20 protein-coding genes and 2 riboswitches are annotated in these 17244 nt (G+C 67.5%); of the genes, 16 read left to right on the forward strand and 4 right to left on the reverse strand.

The window, feature by feature from the left end; genetic code table 11:
- The first annotated feature begins 8 nt into the window (after nt 1–8).
- Nucleotides 9–719 (forward strand): OmpA family protein, encoded by a 711-nt coding sequence (locus BM052_RS09405; protein WP_091145926.1) that lies wholly within the window; start codon nt 9–11, stop codon nt 717–719.
- A gap of 265 nt (nt 720–984) precedes the next feature.
- Nucleotides 985–1341 (forward strand): hypothetical protein, encoded by a 357-nt coding sequence (locus BM052_RS09410; RefSeq protein ID WP_091145927.1) that lies wholly within the window; start codon nt 985–987, stop codon nt 1339–1341.
- A 15-nt stretch (nt 1342–1356) separates the two neighbouring features.
- Here BM052_RS09410 and BM052_RS09415 read toward each other — a convergent pair whose 3' ends face one another.
- Both BM052_RS09415 and BM052_RS09420 read right to left on the reverse strand, forming a co-directional pair.
- On the reverse strand, nt 1357–2124 hold the full coding sequence (locus tag BM052_RS09415; protein ID WP_177198408.1) for an SDR family NAD(P)-dependent oxidoreductase: 768 nt from the start codon (nt 2122–2124) through the stop codon (nt 1357–1359).
- A gap of 133 nt (nt 2125–2257) precedes the next feature.
- Nucleotides 2258–3682, reverse strand: coding sequence for a sigma-54-dependent transcriptional regulator (locus BM052_RS09420; RefSeq protein WP_091145931.1), 1425 nt, complete (start codon nt 3680–3682; stop codon nt 2258–2260).
- A gap of 220 nt (nt 3683–3902) precedes the next feature.
- On the opposite strand from BM052_RS09420, the gene BM052_RS09425 reads away from it, so the two are divergent.
- The 13 genes from BM052_RS09425 (at nt 3903) to BM052_RS09485 (ending at nt 15856) form a co-directional block, all read left to right on the forward strand.
- Nucleotides 3903–4028 carry an aa3-type cytochrome c oxidase subunit IV gene (locus BM052_RS09425; RefSeq protein WP_091145934.1) on the forward strand — a complete coding sequence of 42 codons (126 nt, stop codon included), beginning with the start codon at nt 3903–3905 and terminating at the stop codon, nt 4026–4028.
- A gap of 15 nt (nt 4029–4043) precedes the next feature.
- Nucleotides 4044–5195, forward strand: a complete 1152-nt coding sequence (locus BM052_RS09430; protein WP_091145937.1) for an NAD(P) transhydrogenase subunit alpha — start codon at nt 4044–4046, stop codon at nt 5193–5195.
- Nucleotides 5196–5289: 94 nt separating this feature from the next.
- Nucleotides 5290–5706, forward strand: coding sequence for an endonuclease domain-containing protein (locus BM052_RS09435; RefSeq protein WP_091146081.1), 417 nt, complete (start codon nt 5290–5292; stop codon nt 5704–5706).
- On the forward strand, nt 5706–5990 hold the full coding sequence (locus BM052_RS09440) for an NAD(P) transhydrogenase subunit alpha part 2 (RefSeq protein ID WP_091145938.1): 285 nt from the start codon (nt 5706–5708) through the stop codon (nt 5988–5990). Before BM052_RS09435 ends, BM052_RS09440 begins: the two co-directional genes overlap by 1 nt.
- Nucleotides 5990–7462: an NAD(P)(+) transhydrogenase (Re/Si-specific) subunit beta gene (locus BM052_RS09445; RefSeq protein ID WP_091145941.1), complete on the forward strand. Its 1473-nt coding sequence runs from the start codon at nt 5990–5992 to the stop codon at nt 7460–7462. Before BM052_RS09440 ends, BM052_RS09445 begins: the two co-directional genes overlap by 1 nt.
- A gap of 10 nt (nt 7463–7472) precedes the next feature.
- Complete coding sequence (locus tag BM052_RS09450; protein WP_091145943.1) at nt 7473–7790, forward strand: hypothetical protein; 318 nt, start codon at nt 7473–7475, stop codon at nt 7788–7790.
- 40 nt (nt 7791–7830) lie between these two features.
- The gene (locus tag BM052_RS09455; protein WP_091145946.1) at nt 7831–8991 is read left to right on the forward strand and encodes a deoxyguanosinetriphosphate triphosphohydrolase; all 1161 of its coding nucleotides are present in this window, start codon (nt 7831–7833) and stop codon (nt 8989–8991) included.
- Nucleotides 8992–9008: 17 nt separating this feature from the next.
- Nucleotides 9009–9704 (forward strand): NAD(P)H-binding protein, encoded by a 696-nt coding sequence (locus tag BM052_RS09460; protein WP_091145948.1) that lies wholly within the window; start codon nt 9009–9011, stop codon nt 9702–9704.
- A 64-nt stretch (nt 9705–9768) separates the two neighbouring features.
- Nucleotides 9769–9871: riboswitch (glycine riboswitch) on the forward strand.
- 1 nt (nt 9872) lies between these two features.
- Nucleotides 9873–9992: riboswitch (glycine riboswitch) on the forward strand.
- A gap of 38 nt (nt 9993–10030) precedes the next feature.
- Nucleotides 10031–11185 carry a glycine cleavage system aminomethyltransferase GcvT gene (gcvT, locus tag BM052_RS09465; RefSeq protein ID WP_091145951.1) on the forward strand — a complete coding sequence of 385 codons (1155 nt, stop codon included), beginning with the start codon at nt 10031–10033 and terminating at the stop codon, nt 11183–11185.
- Between the two features lie 14 nt (nt 11186–11199).
- Nucleotides 11200–11571 (forward strand): glycine cleavage system protein GcvH, encoded by a 372-nt coding sequence (gcvH, locus tag BM052_RS09470; protein WP_091145954.1) that lies wholly within the window; start codon nt 11200–11202, stop codon nt 11569–11571.
- 336 nt (nt 11572–11907) lie between these two features.
- Nucleotides 11908–13278, forward strand: coding sequence for an aminomethyl-transferring glycine dehydrogenase subunit GcvPA (gene gcvPA, locus BM052_RS09475; RefSeq protein WP_091145957.1), 1371 nt, complete (start codon nt 11908–11910; stop codon nt 13276–13278).
- Nucleotides 13275–14858 carry an aminomethyl-transferring glycine dehydrogenase subunit GcvPB gene (gene gcvPB / locus BM052_RS09480; RefSeq protein WP_091145959.1) on the forward strand — a complete coding sequence of 528 codons (1584 nt, stop codon included), beginning with the start codon at nt 13275–13277 and terminating at the stop codon, nt 14856–14858. The genes gcvPA and gcvPB overlap by 4 nt, the downstream gene beginning before the upstream one ends.
- A complete protein-coding gene (locus BM052_RS09485) occupies nt 14855–15856 on the forward strand; it encodes a bile acid:sodium symporter family protein (RefSeq protein ID WP_255406050.1) in 1002 nt (333 codons plus the stop codon). The genes gcvPB and BM052_RS09485 overlap by 4 nt, the downstream gene beginning before the upstream one ends.
- Here BM052_RS09485 and BM052_RS09490 read toward each other — a convergent pair.
- Complete coding sequence (locus BM052_RS09490) at nt 15844–15981, reverse strand: entericidin A/B family lipoprotein (RefSeq protein ID WP_091145961.1); 138 nt, start codon at nt 15979–15981, stop codon at nt 15844–15846. The two genes, BM052_RS09485 and BM052_RS09490, sit on opposite strands and share 13 nt — an antisense overlap.
- Nucleotides 15982–16062: 81 nt before the next feature.
- A complete protein-coding gene (locus tag BM052_RS09495) occupies nt 16063–16989 on the reverse strand; it encodes a DMT family transporter (protein ID WP_255406051.1) in 927 nt (308 codons plus the stop codon).
- Between the two features lie 47 nt (nt 16990–17036).
- Here BM052_RS09495 and BM052_RS09500 point away from each other — a divergent pair, with 47 nt between their 5' ends.
- A complete protein-coding gene (locus BM052_RS09500; protein ID WP_091145964.1) occupies nt 17037–17243 on the forward strand; it encodes an LPXTG cell wall anchor domain-containing protein in 207 nt (68 codons plus the stop codon).
- Nucleotide 17244: the final 1 nt, after the last annotated feature.

Raw genomic sequence — 17244 nt, forward strand, 5'->3', positions numbered from 1 at the left:
AGTCTGTCATGTCTAAGGCTTCAATTGCGGCACTGATGGGCGTTTCCTTGTTTGCAGTCGCGCAAGTGGCCTGGGCGCAGGACGCCGCCGTCAGCGAGGACGAGGTCAAGTGTTTCGTTTCCGGGTGTGACGAGGCCAAGGCCGCGAATACGCGGAACGCAGGCCAGGCAAGCGCCGCCGATGATGACTGCATGGTCACCGGCGTCTGTCCGGTCGGGGAGACCCGGGGATTCCACCTTTCCACCGGCGCGCCGAGCGCCGGAAAGGTCCCCGCCAATGGTCCACGCCCCGCGAAGAGCGGCAATGCGGCACGCTATGTCAACACCAGCCGTCCCGCCGCCGCCCGCGCTTCGAGCGGTGTCGGCAAGATGGCCATGCCTTCGACGCGCAAGTCCCTCGACATGCGGCTGAGCTTCGAACTCGGTTCGGCCCAGCTGACTCCCGAAGCCCGCAACCAGGCCGACATTTTCGCGCGCCAGCTCAAGGAGAACGCGGGCACGCGCCAGTTCGTGATCGAGGGGCATACCGACAATATCGGTTCCCCCGCCTACAACCTGCGGCTTTCGCGCGACCGCGCGCAGGCGGTGGTGCAATATCTGGTCGATCACGGCGTGCCGCAGGACAGGCTGCGCGCGGTCGGCTATGGTTTCCAGCATCCGCGCGACGGCACCAGCGCGTCGGATCCTGGCAATCGCCGCGTCGAGATCGTCCGGTACTGATCGCTCGCGGGCGGGCGGTCCAGGCATGCTGGAACATCCGGTCCACCTCCGCTCGTCCTGAGCTGGTCGAAGGACACAGGCACCAAAACCCTCGATAAGCTTGGGACTCGACAAGCCTGGGACGGGCGGGGGAACAGTTGCGGCATAAACCGCGCGTCCCGCACGCTTCGTCCCTCCCGCGGGATGAAAATCGCGGGTTGGTTCGTTGCTCACTTCGAAGCGCGGGCAATCGGGCCTTGCGTCGTTTCGAGAAGGGTAAACAGCCATGAAGCACAGCACCATCTTTCGCCTCGCCCTTGCCGGACTGCTGGCGGCGCCGGCCACCGTCGCGCTGGCGGCTCAGCCGATGATGTACGAGGAGAGCGTTGCCCGCCACGAGGAATCGCGCATCATCCAGTCGCCGATCGGGGGGATCGAGAACAGCAAGTGGTACGACTACCGTATCAACGTGACCGAAACGCAGAAGGAACTCGCCAGCGACCTGCGCCATTCCACCGACATCGAGGATCAGCGCGACGCCTGGGGCGAATATGCGCATGAACTGAAGGACAATCGCCAGCACTACGTGAAGGCGATGGAGAAGAAGGGCTACCGCGTCCCGCGCGTCTATTTCGAGGATTGAACCCGCCGATGGCGGCTACAAGCTGTAGCCGCCATCGCTGACGAGAACGGCGCCGGTGATCGTGGCGGCCGCGTCGGACAGCAGAAAGCCGATCTGCCCGGCAATCTCATCGGCCCCGGCAAAGCGGCCGAGCGGCGTCGCGATCCGGCCCATGGCGGCGATGGCAGCGTCCCGGCCGCCCTGTTCGGCAACCAGATCGCGAAACATCTCCACCTCGTCCCAGATCGGCGTATCGACACCGCCTGGAGCGATCGCATTGACGCGGATGGCCCGGGAAGCTCCTTCCCTGGCGGCGACTTTTGCCAGTTGGATGACGCCCGCCTTGCTCACCGCATAGGCCGCCGTTCCCGGCTCCGCCTTCAAGCCGCTGACCGAGGCAGTGAGCACGATGCTGCCACCCGACCCGGTCCCCGACCCGATCATCGCGCGCATGGCGCATTGCAGCGACAGCAACATGCCGTCGAGATTGGTCGAAAGCATGGCCCGCCATGCGGCAAAGTCGAGATCGACGACTGGCGCGGAGCCGGCGCGCCCGGCGTTGAGCACCGCGAGGTCGAGCCTGCCGCACCGTTCGGCGAGCGCCGACCACAGCCGCGGATCGGCGACGTCGCCGGCGAACCGCAGGACTTCGCCGCCGGGGTCGAGCCGGTCGAGCCCGGCGGCGTCGAGATCGACCAGAATGAAGCGTGCGACGCCGCGCGACGCCAGCCAGGCGACGCAGGCCGCGCCGATGCCGGATGCCGCGCCGGTAACGAGCGCGGACTTGCCGTGGAAAGAGGGCATGGGATTTCCTTTCGATGACATGGCCAGCGAACGGCAAGCCTGCCGTTCACGTGAGGAACGATCCGCCGAGGCGGTGTCACTGGACCAAGTCTGGAAACTCCCGTAAAATCTGTTGGCGGGAATTATCGCGCGTTCAGGCGGCGTTGTCGATGCCCAGTTCGCTCAGCTTGCGGTAGAGCGTGGAGCGGCCGATCCCGAGTCGCCGCGCCACTTCGGTCATGCGGCCGCGATAGAGGCCGATGGCAAGGCGGATGACGTCCGCCTCGATCTCTTCCAGCGGGCGCAAGTTGCCGTCGGGCGTGTAAAGCATGACGCCGGAGCTTTCCTGCATCGGGTTGCCGGCGACGTTGGACGGGCCTGCGCCAAGGATGTTGAGAAGCTGTGGAAAGTCTTCCGAGGTCAGCGCATCGCCGTCGCAGAACACGGCGGCGCGAAACAGCACCGCCTGGAGCTGGCGCACGTTGCCGGGCCAGTCGTAGGCGGCCAGCAGCGAAAGCGCGCCATCGGTGATGCCCAGTTCGCGCAGGCCCGGCTGCTCGCCGATGCGGGCGAGGAAGAAGCGGGTGAGGGCGGGGATGTCTCCGGTGCGTTCGCGCAGCGGCGGCAGGAATACCTTGGTCGGCGAAAGCGCCTCCAGCAGCTCGGGCAGGAAGTGCCCTTCGCTGACGAGGTCCTGGAGCGGCAGGTTGCTGGCGGCGATCAGGCGCACGTCGATGCGGAACGAATGGCGGGCGCCGATCGGGCGCACATCGCTCTTGCGGATCGATTCGAGCAGGCGTTCCTGCACCGGGAGCGGCAGCCTATCCACTTCGTCCAGCGCAAGGGTGGCGCCGTCGCAGTGCTGAAGGGCGCCGATCTGGCGGTCGAAGGCGCCGGGGAAGGCGCCTTTTTCATGACCGAACAACACCGATTCCAGGGAATTGCCCGGCAGCCCGCCGATGTTGACGATCCTGAGCGGCATCTTCGCGCGGGCGGAAGCCGCGTGCATCGCCCGGATCAGCATTTCCTTGCCGGACCCGCTCTCGCCCTCGATCAGGACCGGACCGTGGCCGCGCGCCGCTTTCGCGGCGACGGCGAGCGCCTTGCGGAAGTTGGGCGAGGCCCCGATCATCGATTCGAAATCGGGGTTCGACGGCATCTTTTCCGTCAGCGGCGCCAGCTCGTCGCGCGGCGCCTCGCGCGTGGTGGCCGCCCGGAGCGCGTGCATCAGCCGATCGGGCGCGACCGGCTTCACCAGATAGTCGGCGGCCCCCGCGCGCATCGCCTCGACCGCGAGCAGCGGCGAAGTGCTGGCGGTGAGCATCAGGATCGGCAGGGCGGGACGGCGCGACTTCAGCTCCGCGATCAAGGCGCAGGCGTCCTCCCCGGGCACCCACTGGTCGAGGATGATGGCGGACAGCTGCATGCCCTGGCGCGTCCCGAGCGTGGCGATCGCGGTTTCCGCGTCGCGCGCGATGACCGTGCGCCAACCCTCGCGCGATGCCAGCGCCGAGATGAGCCGGCTCTGCGCCGGTTCATCGTCGATGAGCATGAGAAGGCGTTGGTCCAGGTCAGCCATTGTGATGCCGCTTCGCTCAGCCTCCTCGGGTCGGGGCATTCGGCATAGGCCAATCGGGTAAAGACGGAATTAAGCCTGAAATGGGGGGCTGGCCGCTCGCGGTGGAGGGTTCCGGCGAACCGTGCCGTCAGCACCGATAACGGTGGCTTCGCACTTGAGCCAAAGAGCCACCCCGGCTAGAGCGGTGCCGATCCAACGAAACCTCAGGGGAATAGAGTTCATGGCTTCGGGCAACGACATGAAGGCGGCGCAGGCGACCTACAACACTTTCATCAAGGCCGCGACCTGGGGCACCGGCCTTTGCATCGTGGTTGTCGCGATCGTCGTCGGCCTGATTTCATCCTGACCGGGAATTCTTGAAGTGACGGCTCCGCAGGGCCAACGGATCGCGGTTCTCAAGGAACGCGCGACGGGCGAGACACGCGTTTCGGCCACGCCGGAGACGGTGAAGAAGCTGATCGCCCTTGGCGCGCGGGTCGCGGTCGAGAGCGGGGCCGGCATCGCCGCCAGCATTTCGGACGAGGACTACCGCGCCGCCGGGGCGGAAGTCGGCCTGGCCGACGCGGTGCTGGCGGGGGCGGACATCGTGCTCGGCGTGCAGGGACCCGATCCGGCGCAACTGGGCGCGGCAAAGCCGGGGGCCTGGGTGGTGGCGACGCTCGATCCGTTCGGCCAGGGCCCCGCCGGCGGGCGCGCGCGGGTCGACGCCTATGCCGCCGCCGGGATCGAGGCGCTGGCCATGGAATTCATGCCGCGCATCACCCGCGCGCAATCGATGGACGTGCTCTCCAGCCAGTCGAACCTCGCCGGCTACAAGGCGGTGATCGCCGCCGCCGACATTTACGGCCGCGCCTTCCCGATGATGATGACCGCCGCCGGGACGATCAGCGCGGCCAAGTGCTTCGTCATGGGCGTGGGCGTCGCCGGCCTGCAGGCCATCGCCACCGCCCGGCGCCTGGGCGCGCAAGTCTCCGCGACCGACGTGCGCTCGGCCACCAAGGAGCAGATCCTCTCGCTGGGCGCCAAGCCGATCTTCGTCGAGAACGTCGCCGGGATCGAGGGCGAGGGCAGCGGCGGCTATGCCACCGAGATGTCCGAGGAATACCAGAAGGCGCAGGCCGAGCTGGTTTCGTCGCACATCGCCAAGCAGGACATCGTCATCACGACCGCGCTGATTCCCGGCCGCCCCGCCCCGCGCCTCATCACCCAGGCGCAGATCGCGACGATGAAGGCCGGCAGCGTGATCTTCGACCTCGCCGCGCCGCAAGGCGGCAATGTCGAAGGTTCGATCGCGGACGAGGTGGTCGAGAAGCACGGCGTCAAGATCATCGGCTATGCCAACACCCCCGCGCATCTCCCGGCGGACGCCTCGGCGCTCTATGCCCGCAACCTGCTGAACTTCCTCTCGGCGTTCTGGGACAAGGAAGCCGGCAAGCCGGTGCTGGACGAGGAAATCGGCGATGCGATCCGGCTGACGCGGGGCGGCGCCGTGGTGAACGCGAGGTTGCTGTGAGGAGTGAAAAGCTGAAAATCCTCCCCCATCGGGGGAGGGGGACCACCGCGAAGCGGTGGTGGAGGGGGCGCCTCGGCGCGCCGTCTCGCAACTGATGCGCGATCATACCGAAGAAGCGCTGAAAGCCGCCCGGAGGCTTCGCTCCGAAATGTCGCTGCCGGAAGTGCTCTTGTGGCGTGTCCTCCGCCAGCGTCCGCAAGGCCTGAAGTTTCGTCGGCAGCATCCCATCGGATCGTTCGTCGCGGATTTCTTTTGCGCGGGCGCCAAAACCGTCATCGAGATCGATGGGCTGTCTCACGACATGGGAAGCCGGCCCGCTCGTGACGTTTCCCGCGATGCGTGGCTACGTTCCTGCGGTCTCGAAGTGGTGCGAATCCCGGCGGCTGAAGTGCTGCGGGATGTAGACGGCGTCGCGCAATCGATCGTCGCGATGTGCGCGGCGCCCCCCCCTCCGTCAGCCCTGCGGGCTGCCACCTCCCCCGTCGGGGGAGGATCTGTTCGGAGCCTTTGATGGACTTCATCTCGATCCTCTCGATCTTCGTCATGGCCTGCTTCGTGGGCTATTACGTCGTCTGGTCCGTCACCCCGGCGCTGCACACGCCGCTGATGGCGGTGACCAATGCGATCTCCTCGGTGATCGTGGTCGGCGCGCTGGTGGCGAGCGCGGCGGCGGGCAGTGCGACCTCGAAATGGCTGGGGCTGCTTGCGGTGGTGCTGGCTTCGGTCAACATCTTCGGCGGGTTCGCGGTCACGGCGCGGATGCTGGCCATGTACAAGAAGAAGGAGAAGAAGTGATGGAACACGTCGCTACTCCTTCCTGGGCGATGCTCGCCTATCTTGTTTCCGGCATCCTGTTCATCCTGGCGCTGCGCGGCCTTTCGAGCCCGGCCACTTCGCGCACCGGCAACCGCTTCGGCATGACCGGCATGACCATCGCGGTCGTGACGACGCTGGTCACGCATGTTCCGCTGAAGAGCTTTCAGGATTTCGGAGGCCATGGGTTCATTGCCCGTCTCAATACCGTCACGCTGCTCGAAATCCTCGCCGCCATCGCCATCGGCGGCGCGATCGGCTGGGTGACGGCCCGGCGCATCAAGATGACCGACATGCCGCAACTGGTCGCCGCCTTCCACTCGCTGGTGGGCCTCGCGGCGGTGCTGGTCGGCTGGGCGGCCTATCTCAATCCGCAGGCTTTCGGCATCGCCGGACCGGACGGCGCGATCGAGGCGCAGAGCCGGATCGAGATGGGGCTTGGCATCGCCATCGGGGCCATCACGTTCTCGGGCTCGGTGATCGCGTTCCTCAAGCTTGCCGGCAAGATGTCGGGCGCGCCGATCATGCTGCCGGGCCGGCACGTCATCAACCTGGGCACGCTGGTCGCCATCCTCGGGCTGGTCGCATATTTCACGCAGGACCAGGGCCTGTGGGTGATCGCCACCGTCACCGCGCTCTCCTTCGCCATCGGTTTCCTGCTCATCATCCCGATCGGCGGCGCGGACATGCCGGTCGTCGTCTCGATGCTGAACAGCTACTCGGGCTGGGCGGCGGCGGCGATGGGCTTCACGCTGCACAACACCGCGATGATAATCACCGGCGCGCTGGTCGGTTCCTCGGGCGCGATCCTTTCGTACATCATGTGCAAGGCGATGAACCGCGGCTTCCTCTCGGTGATCGCCGGCGGTTTCGGCGCGGATGCTGGCGGCGGCCCGGGCGGCGGCGCGGCGCGGGAGCAGCGCCCGTGGAAGCGCGGCTCGGCCGAGGACGCTGCCTTCATCATGAAGGAGGCGGAGAACGTCATCATCATCCCGGGTTACGGCATGGCGGTGGCGCAGGCCCAGCACGTGCTGCGCGAGATGGCCGACCAGCTCAAGAAGCACGGCGTCACCGTCAAGTACGCGATCCACCCGGTCGCCGGCCGCATGCCCGGGCACATGAACGTGCTGCTCGCCGAAGCGCAGGTGCCTTATGACGAGGTCTTCGAACTGGAGGACATCAACGGCGAGTTCGCGCAGTGCGACGTCGCCTTCATCATCGGCGCCAACGACGTGGTGAACCCGGCGGCCAAGACCGACAAGAGCTCCCCGATCTACGGCATGCCGGTGTTCGATGTGGAGAAGGCCAAGACCATCTTCTTCGTCAAGCGCTCGATGGGCGGCGTGGGCTATGCCGGCGTCGACAACGACGTGTTCTACATGGACCAGACCATGATGCTCCTCGCCGACGCCAAGAAGATGGTGGAGGACATCAACAAGGCCCTGGCCGACTGAGCCGCGCCCGATGTTCGGTCTGGTCAAGTCGCTGTTCACGCTGGTGGGCCTCGCCACCGCGCTGTGGTTCGGTGCGCACTGGTATGCCGAGTACCGCGTGCGCACCGCCTTTGCCGAGGCGGGCATGAACGACAAGGCGGCCGCCTGCATGGGCCGCCGTCTGGTCAAGCGGCTCTCGCTGCCGCAATTGCGCAGGCTCGAGGCGTTCCAGGCGGAAAAGCACACCGTCGGCGGATTGCTGCGGGCGGTGCGCCAGGTGGACGATTCCGAGGTCATCGCCGTTACCGTGAGTTCAGCGGCCTTGTGCGCGACCGGCCTTGCCCGCTAGGGAGGAAAGCCCCCCAAAGCAGCCCCCGGATACCCAGCGCTTGACTCTCGCCCCCTATGCCTCCGATCCGGCCCGTTCGCGCGGGCGTGAGTTCCCGCTGGAGAACGCGCTCGCCCGCGGGCCGCGCAGCGCCTACCAGCGCGACCGCGACCGCATCATCCATTCGATCGCCTTCCGCCGCCTGCGCTACAAGACCCAGGTCTTCATCGCGCCCGACGGCGACCATTACCGGGTACGGCTGACCCACAGCCTGGAAGTGGCGCAGATCGCCCGGGTCATCGCCCGCATCCTGGGCCTGGACGAGGACCTGACCGAGGCGCTGGCGCTGGCGCACGATATCGGCCACCCGCCTTTCGGCCATGCCGGGGAAGACGCGCTCGATGCCGCCCTGCACAAGGCCGGCGGCTTCGATCACAATGCCCATTGCCTGCGCACGCTGATGCGGCTCGACAGTCCCTATTGCGAACACGACGGGCTCAACCTCACCTGGGAAACGCTGGAAGGCCTTGCCAAGCACAACGGCCCGGTCGCCGAACCCAACTGGGCGCTGGCGGAACTGGACGCGGCCTATGGGCTCGACCTGGACACCTATCCCTCGCTCGAAGCGCAAGTCGCCGCGCTGTCCGACGATATCGCCTACGACAACCACGATATCGACGACGGGCTGCGCGCGGGTTTCCTCGATCCCGACGAACTGCTCGCGCATCCCTTCGTCGCCGAGCGCTGGGCCGAGGTCGAGCGGCGCTATCCCGGCGTCCCGCACGACCGGCAGCTGGCCGAACTGATCCGCAGCCAGATCGGGGTGATGGTCAACGACCTCGTGGCCCGCACCAGGGAGAACCTCGCCGGCGTCGGCAGCATCGAGGAGGTGCGCGCCGCCGGGCGCCCGCTGGTCGCCTTCTCTCCCGACATGGCCGAGGCCGAGCGCGGCTTCAAACGCTTCATGTACGAGAAGCTCTACTACCATCCCGAACAGATGGACACCGCCCGCCGTGCCCGCGCCGTGCTGGCCGAGCTCTATTCGGCCTATTCGCAGGAGCCGGTGCTGATGGACGAGGCCTGGATCGACACGCTGCCGCGCTTCGAGCCCGGGCGCAGCCGGCATATCGCCGACTATATCGCCGGAATGACCGACCGCTTCGCCACCACGTGCCACGCCCAGATCTACGGCCGCACGCCCGAGGGACTGAGCAATGTGTGAGCGTGGCGGCTAGGCGCATGAAGCCTGCCGGTACACGCATCTGCCTCGTCGGAGCGACGGGGCTGGTGGGCGGCGCGCTGATCGCCGAGGCGGTGGGGCGCGAGGATCTGCGCCTGGTCGGCGTCGCCCGGCGCGAGGCGCGATTGCCCGCCGGCGCGCGCATGGAGATGCTCGTCGGCGAACCGATCGACTGGCCGCAGCTGATCGCCGCTTCCCGCGCCAAGGTCATGGTCTGCGCGCTGGGCACCACGATCGCGGCGGCCGGCAGCCAGGCGGCATTTCGCGCGATCGACCACGATCTCGTGCGGTTCTGCGCGGAAGCCGCTCGCGCCGCGGGCATCGAGCACATGATTGTCGTCTCGTCGATCGGGGCGGACAGGGGCAGCCGCAACTTCTACCTTTCGGTCAAGGGCGAGATGGAGGAGGCGCTGGGCAAGCTGGGTTTCTGGCGGCTGGATATTCTGCGCCCGGGATTGCTGCGCGGACGGCGAAGGCCGCGCCGGCCGATCGAGGCCATGGCGCAAGCCCTGGCACCTGCGGTCGACGTGCTGTTCCTGCACGGCAAATACCGATGCTACCGCTCGATTCGTGCCCGTCGGGTGGCCCGCGCGATCCTGTCCCTGGCGTGCGAGAAGGCACGGGGCCGCTTCGTTCACGACCATGACGCCATGCGCCGGGCGGCGCGCCGGGCCGGGACGAGCGCCGGGGATTAGTTTCGCAGTGCGGCATGCGAGGCGTTGACTCGCCCCGAGTGCTCAACCAAGGATAGCCGCATCGCTGACACGCGCGGGAGAGTTCTGCCGATTCGGTTTACCGGTCGGGAGGCGCCGAAGGAGCAACCGCCCCGGAATCTCTCAGGCAAAAGGACCGCGCAGGGTCGATAGCGACACTCTGGAAAGTGCCACGTCCAGCAGGACGGGGCCGCCGACGGTGTAACCTCGCCCGCCTTGCAAGAGGCAGCGCGGGGGAAGCTCTCAGGTTTCCGTGACAGAGGGGGCACCTGAACGGTGTGCCATGCTTTGCGCGGAGTCTTGATCTTGTGAGCGAATATCCGAATCCCGAAGACGATCAGGAAGAGGCCCCCGCGCCGCTGCCGTTGCCGCTCGATGCCTGGCATCGCGAGAAGGGCGGCCGCATGGTCGAATTCGCCGGCTACCTGATGCCCGTCCAGTACGAGGGCATCATCGCCGAGCACCTCTGGACCCGCGAGAGCGCCGGCCTGTTCGACGTCAGCCACATGGGCCAGCTGGAAGTTTCCGGCGAAGGCGCGGCGCAGGCACTGGAAGCGCTGCTGCCCGGCGATATCTCCGCGCTCAAGGCCGGCCGCCTGCGCTATTCGCTGCTGCTCGGCGAGGACGGCGGGATTCTGGACGATCTGATGGTCACCAACCGTGGCGGGGAATACTACCTCATCGTCAACGGCGCGACCAAGTGGGATGATATCGGCCACTTGCGCGAACAGCTGCCCGACGAAATCACGCTCAATCATCTCGACGAACAGGGCCTGCTCGCCTTGCAGGGCCCCAAGGCGGCCGAGGCGCTGGGGCGGCTCGGGCTCGAGCCGGCTTTCCCGGGCATGCCGAGGCTGGAAGAACTCAAGTTCATGCAGGCCGCTCCGTTCTTCTGGCAGGGCCGGCCGCTCGGCGTGAGCCGATCGGGCTACACCGGCGAGGATGGCTTCGAGATCTCGGTTCGCGCGGACGACATCGTCGCGCTCGCCGAGGCGCTGGTCGAGCAGCCCGAGGTCAAGCCGATCGGCCTTGGCGCGCGCGATTCGCTGCGACTGGAGGCGGGGCTGCCGCTCTACGGCCACGACATCACCGTCGATACCACCCCCGGCGAAGCCGACCTCGGCTTCGCGATCAGCAAGCGGCGCCGGACCGAGATGGGCTTTCCCGGCGCGCGCCGGATTCTTTCCGAAATGGCCCTGGGCCCCAGGCGGATGCGCGTCGGCCTCGCCCTGGAAGGCCGCATGGCCGCGCGCGAGGGCGCGGAGGTCTTTTCAGGGGACGAGCGCGTCGGCGTCGTGACGTCGGGCGGGTTCTCGCCTTCGCTGCAACGCCCCATCGCCATGGCCTACGTCGAGACCGCCCATGCCGCCGAAGGTTGCGCGCTTTCGCTCGATGTGCGCGGCAAGCGGCTCGACGCCAAAGTCGTGCCGATGCCTTTCGTCCCCCATCGCTATCACCGCTGAGGAGCTTGTTTCCCATGAGCCGTTATTTCACCGAAGACCATGAGTGGATCGAAATCGAGGATGGCCTCGGCACCGTCGGGATCACCGACTATGCGCAAGGCCAGCTGGGCGACATCACCTTCGTCGATCTGCCTGCCGAAGGGGCGAGCGTGGCCAAGGGCGATTCCGTCTCGGTGGTCGATTCGGTCAAGGCCGCCTCGGACGTCTACACGCCGGTTTCGGGCACCATCGCCGAAGTCAACGCCGCGCTCGCCGATGAGCCCGAGCTGGTCAACACCGATGCCGAAGTGGGCGGCTGGCTGTTCCGCATCACCCTGTCCGACCCCGCCGAGCTGGACGCCCTGATGGACGAGGCGGCCTATCGGGAATTCGTGAATGGGCTGTGATGCCGGGTATTCGGGAGCGAGGTCCGTTTTCGCCCCTCGTCGTGGCGGTCTCGCAATGACGAAGCGAGGGGAAACACCAACTTGGCATGGGGCCGGCGAGTCCCTGCCGAAAGCCGGCTCTTCGCTCATGCGTTTTTACCCGGCGGCACGGCGGCGCGGAGAGGGGAAATATTTCGCGCAAAGGCACGGAGGCGCAAAGGGATTTGAGCGAGGAACCCGAAATCCGAATCGAGACCCGTTCGTCCTGAGCTTGTCGAAGGACCCCGGCGCGGCGCTGCCCAACCCCTTCGTGCCTCCGCGCCCTTGCGTGAACCCGTTGTCCGGAGCCCTTTGCTGATGCGCTACCTTCCCCTGACCCCCGCCGACCGCGCCGAGATGCTTGGCGTCATCGGCGCCGCCACGGTCGACGATCTCTTCGTGGACGTGCCCGAGCAGGCCCGGCTTTCCGGCCCCATCGCGGGCCTGCCCATGCATGCCAGCGAAATGGCGGTCGAACGCCACATGAGCGCGCTGGCGGCCAGCAACCTATCGGCCGGTTCGGTGCCGTTCTTCCTGGGCGCGGGAGCCTATCGCCACCATGTGCCGGCCTCGGTCGATCACCTGATCCAGCGCGGCGAGTTCCTGACGGCCTACACGCCCTATCAGCCGGAAATCGCGCAAGGCACGCTGCAAGTGCTGTTCGAGTTCCAAACCCAGGTCGCGCGCCTGTTCGGCACCGATATCGCCAATGCCTCGATGTACGATGGGTCGACCGCGTGCTGGGAAGCGATCCTGATGGCCGCGCGGGTGACTCGCAAGGGCCGCGCGGTGCTCTCCGGCGGACTGCATCCGCATTACGGCGAAGTCGTGCGGACGATGGCGAAGTTCACGCAGGACAACATCGTCTCGCTCGCCGCGGCGCTGACCGCCGAGCCGGACGACGCGGCGGTGATCGCGGCGATCGACGATGCCACCTCGTGCGTCGTCGTCCAGTATCCCGACGTGCTCGGCCGCATTCCCGATCTCATCGCGATTGCCGAGGCGGCGCATGCCCGGGGCGCGCTGCTGGTCGCGGTGGTCACCGAGCCGGTGGCGCTCGGCCTGATCGAGGCGCCCGGCGCGCTGGGCGCCGATATCGTGGTGGGAGAGGGCCAGTCGATCGGCGTGGGGCTGCAATTCGGCGGGCCTTACCTCGGCCTGTTCGGCTGCCGCGAGAAATTCGTGCGCCAGATGCCGGGGCGCCTATGCGGGCAGACCGTCGATGCCGAGGGCAAGCGCGGCTTCGTGCTGACCCTCTCGACGCGCGAGCAGCATATCCGGCGCGAGAAGGCGACCAGCAATATCTGCACCAATTCAGGGCTTTGTGCCCTGGCTTTCAGCATTCACCTGACACTGCTGGGCGGGGAAGGGCTGGCGCGGCTCGCCGCCGTCAACCATGCCCGCGCGCAAGCGACGTTCGAGCGGCTGACTCGAATCCCGGACGTGTCGCTGCTCAACCACGCCTATTTCAACGAGGCCACGCTGATCCTGCCGCGCGACGCGCGCGAAGTCGTGCGCGAGCTGGCCGATCGCAAGGTGCTGGGCGGGGTATCGCTCGCCCGCCTGTTCCCGGGGGCGGACGGGCTCTGGAACGGACTGCTGGTGGCGGCCACCGAAACGACGACCGACGAGGATATCGAGGCTTTCGCGGTCGAACTGGAAAACCTTCTGGCGGGAGTGCGGGCATGAACGTGGTCAATGCGGCGGGCTGGCGTCCCGCGATGGGTGAAGCCGATGCCGCGGCCGGCGGGCCCGCCACTTCCAGCGGCGACCGGGGGCTGATGCTCGAGGAGTGCCTGAGCTTCGAGCTGGGCGCGGCGGGCAAGTGCGGTGTCGATCTCGACGAGGCGGATCGCGCCCCGGCGGAAGGGCTGCGCAAGTTCCTGCGCAAGGCGCCGCCCGCGCTGCCGGGCCTGACCGAGCCGGAGACGGTGCGGCACTACACCCGCCTGTCACGCCAGAACTACGCCATCGACCTCGGGCCGTTTCCGCTCGGCTCCTGCACGATGAAGCACAACCCGCGCCTCAACGAGAAGGTGGCGCGCCTGCCCGGTTTCGCCGATGTCCATCCATTGCAACCGCAAAAGACGGTCGAAGGCGCGCTCGCGGTGATCGAGCAGCTTGCCGACTGGCTGGTGCGGCTGACCGGCATGGCCTCGGTGGCGATGTCGCCCAAGGCCGGCGCGCATGGCGAGCTGTGCGGGCTGCTGTGCATCCGCGCCGCGCTCGATGCGCGGGGGGAGAAGCGCGACGTGGTGCTGGTGCCCGAAAGCGCGCACGGCACCAACCCGGCGACCGCCGCTTTCGCCGGCTTCAAGGTCGAATCGATCCCGGCGACACCCGCTGGCCGCGTCGACCTGGAAGCGCTCAAGGCCAGGCTGGGGGCGGGCGGGCCGGAATGCGGCGTGGCCGGGGTGATGATTACCAATCCCAACACCTGCGGCCTGTTCGAGCCGGAAATGAAGGCGATCGCGGATGCGGTTCACGCGGTGGGCGGCTATGTCTATTGCGACGGCGCCAACTTCAACGCGATCGTCGGCAAAGTGCGGCCCGGTGATCTCGGCGTCGATGCCATGCACATCAACCTGCACAAGACCTTTTCCACCCCGCACGGCGGCGGTGGGCCGGGCGCGGGGCCGGTGGTCCTTTCCGAGGCGCTGGCGCCATTCGCGCCGCTGCCCTTCGTGACACGCGGCGCGGACGGCGTTCTCCACCTCGTCGATGAAGAGAACGCCAGCGAGGGCCATGCCAGCGCTTTCGGCCGCATGGTCGCCTTCCACGGCCAGATGGGCATGTTCACCCGCGCGCTGACCTATATCCTCAGCCACGGCGCCGACGGCCTCAGGCAAGTGGCGGAGGACGCGGTGCTCAATGCCAACTACGTGCTGCGCTCCTGCCAGGATCTGCTGCCGGCACCCTTCGCCGCCAGCGGCCCGTGCATGCATGAGGCGCTGTTCAGCGATGCCGGGCTGGCCGAAGGCTTCTCCACGCTCGACATCGCCAAGGGCCTGATCGACGAGGGCTTCCACCCGATGACGGTCTATTTCCCGCTGGTGGTCAAGGGCGCCATGCTGGTCGAGCCGACCGAGACGGAAAGCAAGGCCGGGCTTGATCGCTTCATCGCCAGCTTGCGCAGCCTGGCAGAGCGGGCCAAGGCGGGCGACCAAAGCCTGCACTCGGCCCCGCACTTCGCGCCGCGGCGGCGGCTTGACGAAACGCTGGCGGCGCGGAGGCCCGTGCTGGTCTGGCAGGGCACCGAACCCCGGTGACTCGCCTGTTCGAGCGGATCACCGGCCTCTTCGCGTTGTGGACCGTGCTGGGTGTCGGCCTGGCCTGGTTCGTGCCCGACCTGTTCGTCTGGATCGCCGACGGGCGGTATCGGCCGTTCGGGCAGCCGCTTATCAGCGTCATGCTCGGCGTGGTCATGCTGGGCATGGGTATCACGCTCAGCTTCGACGATTTCCGCCGCGTGCTGGCGATGCCCCGGCAGGTGCTGGCAGGCGTGGTGCTGCAGTTCACGATCATGCCGCTGGCCGGCTTCGCCTCGGCCTGGGCCTTCGCCCTGGAGCCCGGCCTGGCGGTGGGCCTGATCCTGGTCGCCTGCTGTCCCGGCGGGACGGCCTCGAACGTCATCAGCTACCTGGCGCGGGCCGACGTGGCGCTTTCGGTGACGATGACGATGGCCTCGACGCTTGTCGCCATTATCCTGACGCCGATGCTGACCGGCGTGCTGGCGGGCGTCTTCATCGAGATCGACCGCTGGAACCTGTTTCGCGAGATGATCGCGGTAGTGCTCGTGCCGGTGGTGGCGGGCGTGGCGATGAACCGCTACCTGCCGCGCGCGACACGGCTGGTCGGCGCCGTTTCACCCTTGGTTTCGGTGGTGTTCGTGGTGCTGATCGTCTCGGCCATCATCGCCCGTTCGAAGCCGTTGATCGAATTGCATGCCGACGTGTTGCTGATCGCGGTCTTCGCGCTTCACGCCGCCGGTTTCGGCTTGGGCTACCTGCTGAGCCGCATGATGCACCTGGGCGAGGCCCCCGCCCGGACGATCAGCATCGAAGTGGGCATGCAGAACAGCGGGCTCGGCGCCAGCCTGGCTTCGAGCCCGGCTTTCGCGCGCCAGTTCCCCGATCCCGCGCAGGCCGCGCTGGCACCGGTTCCGGCAGCGATCTCCGCGGTCATGCACGTCCTTATCGGCAGCCTGCTCGCTTCGATCTGGAACCGGCGCCAGCCGTCGGACCGGCGACCCGGTCAGTTCCCGTGAATGGCCTCGTCGCCGGCCCGGCCCACCGACTCGATGTCGCGGCCGGCGCCTTTCACGGTGTTGCAGGCGGCGGCGCCCAGCACGATGCTGCCGGCGAGAAGGGCGAGGACGAATTTTCTAGTCATGATAGCGCTCCTGTGGGCCAAGCCGTGACGGAAGAACGATCCGCCATCCAGGCCCGTCCGCGCTAAACGCACGGGGATTGCTCAGGTTTCGCGCTGATCGTCGGGTCCGGCCTCGCTGAGCGCCGAAGTGGGGGAGACGTGCCGCGACCTGACATGCTCGCGCCAGGTGATGACGAGACCGGCGGCGACGATCGCCGGAGCGCCGAGCCAGGTCGCGTGCGAGGGGAAATGCCCCCAGATCAGCCAGCCGTAAAGCGTCGCCCAGATCAGCGAGGTGTAGTCCATCACCACTACCGTCGCGACCTGGCCATAGCGCAGCGCCGCGGTCAGCAGCAGCTGCGCAAGCGTTCCGGTGAGCCCGATCGCAAGGATCACGCCCCAGGCGGCGAGGCTGTGGTTGCCGTGATAGGCCGGCATCAGCACCGATGCGAACAGGGCGCCGAAGAAGGCGAACCAGAAGACGCATGTGGTCGCGTCTTCGGTGCGGGCCAGGTCGCTGACCTGGAAGCTTACCAGGGCGACCAGGATTCCCGCGCCCAGGCCGGCGGCCACGCCCAGCATCGAAACCGGCGCCGCGCCGGGCTGGGCGATGATGAGCACGCCCACGAAGCCGAGCACCACCGCCGCCCAGCGCCAGGGCCCCACTTTCTCTTGCAGGAACAGGCCGGTGATGAGGACGACGAACAGCGGCGTGGTGAAGCTGAACGTGGTGGCTTCGGCAAGCGGCAGCAGCAGGGCGGCGGTTATGTTGCAGAACAGCGCCACCATGCCCAATGCCGCGCGCCGGGCGTGGGTGCCGATACGGCGCGTGGCCAGACGCCCAAGCTGGCCGCGCGTGCCGAGCCGGATGAGCAGCACCGGAAGCGTTATGAGCATGCGCCAGAACAGGATTTCCGGCACCGATACCCCAAGCTGGCCGGCATACTTCACCAGCATCAGCATGGTGGACAGCAGGACCATCGCTCCGGCACGCAAAGCGATCGCCAGCAACGGGCGGTGGGACTTCATCACGGGAGAGGCTTTAGTTCCGCCGCGCGGCAAGGCAAGGGCGCAAGATGGATGATTCGACGCGATATCTGGCGATTGCCGGGGGATTGGCGGCCCTGATCGCCCTTGCCGCCTGGATCGGCGACCGCCGGCGGATGCGCCGCCGCGATCTCGACCGCGTGGGCTTCATGCCCTGGACCACGATCTTTTTCCTGGCGCTGCTGCTGGCGGCGATACTCTTGGGGCTGTCGGCAAGGGCCTGGCTGGCGGGATAGG

The organism is Novosphingobium sp. CF614 (assembly GCF_900113255.1).
GTDB lineage: Bacteria > Pseudomonadota > Alphaproteobacteria > Sphingomonadales > Sphingomonadaceae > Novosphingobium.